The sequence below is a fragment of the Candidatus Methylomirabilota bacterium genome (assembly GCA_027293415.1).
Lineage (GTDB): Bacteria > Methylomirabilota > Methylomirabilia > Methylomirabilales > CSP1-5 > CSP1-5.
Genome location: JAPUFX010000194.1, coordinates 1 through 3,106, shown reverse-complemented (window position 1 = coordinate 3,106; position 3,106 = coordinate 1). Strand labels below are relative to the sequence as shown.

The following is a 3,106-nucleotide window of genomic DNA, read 5'->3' as shown; positions in this document are numbered from 1 at the left end:
CGCTCCTTACCCTCCATCCGCCCGTTGAAAGGTTGACGACTGTCCCTTCTCCGATAGTATTGTCGTCGCCTGAGAACGCAATCGGGCATTGGATAGGATAGCGCGGATTGCTGCGTAATTCCATGCGAGCCTCCCTTGTTGATCTACGTCTTGGCTCGATAAAGTGTTACGTCCTGTACCGATGCCCGGGCCTTGCAGTCAGGAAATTTAGCATGAACCATGCCACTGTCTGCCTGTAGCTGATTCTAAAATCAAGCACGCTAAAATACTGAGTAACATTATAGCGTTATGTCCTACTTCGGCTTTGAGGGCTTTTTTCTTAAGCTCCCTTTCACCCGTACAGAATTGAACGAATGCAGCAGAACTGTACGAAAGCAAAGGAGTTATCAGTAAGCCTCGCCTCGATCACGCAATCGCTACGTCGGACTTCTGTCAAGGGGTCGTCGACGTCTCCGTCAGGGGTCTGTCGCGGAGCCCGAACGGAAGCGATGCCACGAGAACGAAATAATGACGGGGGAGAGGGCCGGGCTAGAATGCACGGACGGATCGATGCGCGTGGAGCTCCTGGGATTGGGCCGATGGTGCCGAAGCCGGGATTGTATCGAAGGGGGTTGCTCAAGTCATTGACGACCTGGGCAATCCCCTTGTTCTTCCTGCATGATCGCCGCAGAGGTCATTCATCCCTCTTTGTTTCTCTCCCTCGCTCTCCAGCCCATTTTGTCGATCTCGCTAACACGTATATAACACTGACGAGCGACCAGCGCTCAGCCCCGCTGCCTGGCATTTTGCCCGCAAACTTGCTCCGGCGGAACTCGGTTCACAAAATCACTCGGCGCTGGCGAGTGCCGGACCCCTCGACCGAGCAGGGGGGGTAGCGGGGATGGGGGTGGTACCGGTCCCACGACACCGGATGCCTGCCTTGACACGTCCCCGCGGACGGCCTAGCCTTGCCGGCGTCCGGAGTCTTCTCATAGCATCACAGGCGTGAGCCGATTAAACATCCGTGGAGTGCGCTAATGGAATTATCTCTTCAACCATTTGTTGGAGTCATCGTCTCAGTCGCGCTTTTCCTCCTTGCCTACCGAAAAACAATCGGGGCGAGGAAGGAGAGAATTCATGCCGCGAACACTGATCTTGAAAAGACGCTCCTCAAGCGCATCGTGCTGGAGAGCTACCAGCCTACGGTAACCGAGGTCAGGCGATTCATAGAAGGAAAAGCACAAGATTACCGTGTAAGGACAAGGGATCTGCTCTCGGAATTACAAATTCTCACGGTACTGTTTGCCAGAGTCCTGGAGACCGACTTGATTACGTCACGGCAACGCGAAGCAATTCTGGGTAAACTCTTTCCGCTTCTTCAGAAAGCCGAAGACTCACCACTGGAGAAGGCCAGAGTCGTGGAGCACGCGGAAGAAAGAAAGCCCCTCCACAGGCGTACCATTGTGACCCTGGTCCCCATCGCACTCTTGGCGTCGGTCACGGGAACGTTGCTGGTTTTGGCATCGGCCATCATGACCGGCGCGCCTGTCGGCCTCTTAAAAACCGGCCTGCTTGTGTTCACCGCTAGCACCCTGGCCATTCTCCTGGTCCTTTTGGTCTTGAGGATTCGCGAGGCACAGGAAGAAAGCGGCAGCACACTGTCCCTCAAGGCCGGAATTACCTTTGAGGAAGAGGTTGTCTGGGTCCTGCAGAAGGGGGGCGCGCGTCTGAAGCTCGGTGAGCCGCGCCCGATTGGGGGAGACTTCATGGCCGAGATCAGAGGCAAACAACTCTTGATTGCGGTCAAGCCATGGATTGGAGGGGTCCCAATCTCGCTGGTGCGAGCGGCGGTAGATCAACTTCGGGAGGGACTCAAAGAAGAAAGCGCAGACCTGGGCATCCTTGTCGTCATGGAGTCTCTTCCCCTACCTCTGGAAAGTCTTGAAGACGCGCAGGTGCGGGTCATGACGATACGGCAGCTGCGAAACTACCTCGCCTACAAACTTACATGACCTGGGTGAGGGTCCAACGGGGAACGTCGAACAGATGAGAGAACGCGGGCCGGGCGGGGTCAGGGAGCAGAGAGTGACCCTCACCAACCTGTGGACATGCCAGGGACGAGGTGACAGCAAAGCCGGCAGAACGCCTGCGTCCTTCAACGGCTGCGACTTGCCCTGTGGGAAACGGACAAACAGAGGGAAATATCCATGGAAAAACGCAAGCACCCGCGTTTTGCGATTCAGTGTGCCATTTCTTCTTCAGGTGACAAAACCTTTGAAGCCGGGGCTGTAGCCAATCTCTCAGTGGGCAGCTGTGGGGTTGCCCGCAAGACCAATGTGTACAACGGTATGCATTTGGCACTACATATCTACCTTCCTGACCAGGAAGATCCGCTGAAAGTTGATCAAGCGGCAGTTCGGTGGGCCAAAGACCACGAGTTCGGCCTTGAATTCATCAGCACGCGGCCCGAGGAGCAGGCACGCCTTCGCCACTTCGTCAGCACGCTGGAAACACAGCTAGGTCACTGACGGATTCCTGCAAGGCCTACGCATACCCATCACAACGTCAGAGTAAAGCAGCCCCACCCTTGCCAGGATCGCTCAGCCAGGTACCCTCCCCAAAGAGCTATTACCCTCGCGCAAGTATAAGTACCACCTTCTAAAGAAGGGTAGATAGTCCCCCCCACAGAGGTATATGCTGATTGAAACAGAGCAGCCGGTCATGGAGTGACAGGCGCAGTCCTTACTCTGGAGGCGAGCGGTTCGGGTCTTGGAAGAGCCTGGAGCGCGCTAGCGCCCGGTTCGAGGAGGGTCCCATGTGGAAGCGCAACGGAAAACACAACAGCCTTCGGGACGACGAGAACTTTACGTTCCTCGGCAAGGGAGTTGACGTCAAAGGTGTCATCCATTTCGATGGCACGGTTCGTATTGACGGTCGTCTCGAGGGAGAGATTCACACGACGGGCACGCTGATCGTTACTGAAAACGCCGTTATCAAGGGTATCATTTCTGCTGGTTCGCTAATCTGCAGCGGCAAGATCAACGGCACCATCAACGCGGCTGAAAAGGTCGAACTGATGAAGCCGGCAGTCCTCATTGGGGATGTGCGGTCACCGTCATTCTCGATG

At 55.8% G+C, this 3,106-nt stretch carries 3 protein-coding genes; all 3 read left to right on the top strand.

Annotated features, from left to right (window positions below; genetic code table 11):
- Positions 1-1,016: 1,016 nt before the first annotated feature.
- Entirely contained in the window at positions 1,017-1,991 is a 975-nt protein-coding gene (locus O6929_13405; protein ID MCZ6481374.1) for a hypothetical protein, read from the top strand.
- A gap of 195 nt (positions 1,992-2,186) precedes the next feature.
- Positions 2,187-2,507 carry a PilZ domain-containing protein gene (locus tag O6929_13400; GenBank protein MCZ6481373.1) on the top strand — a complete coding sequence of 107 codons (321 nt, stop codon included), beginning with the start codon at positions 2,187-2,189 and terminating at the stop codon, positions 2,505-2,507.
- Positions 2,508-2,794: 287 nt separating this feature from the next.
- On the top strand, positions 2,795-3,106 hold a 312-nt coding region (locus tag O6929_13395; GenBank protein MCZ6481372.1), incomplete at its 3' end, for a polymer-forming cytoskeletal protein.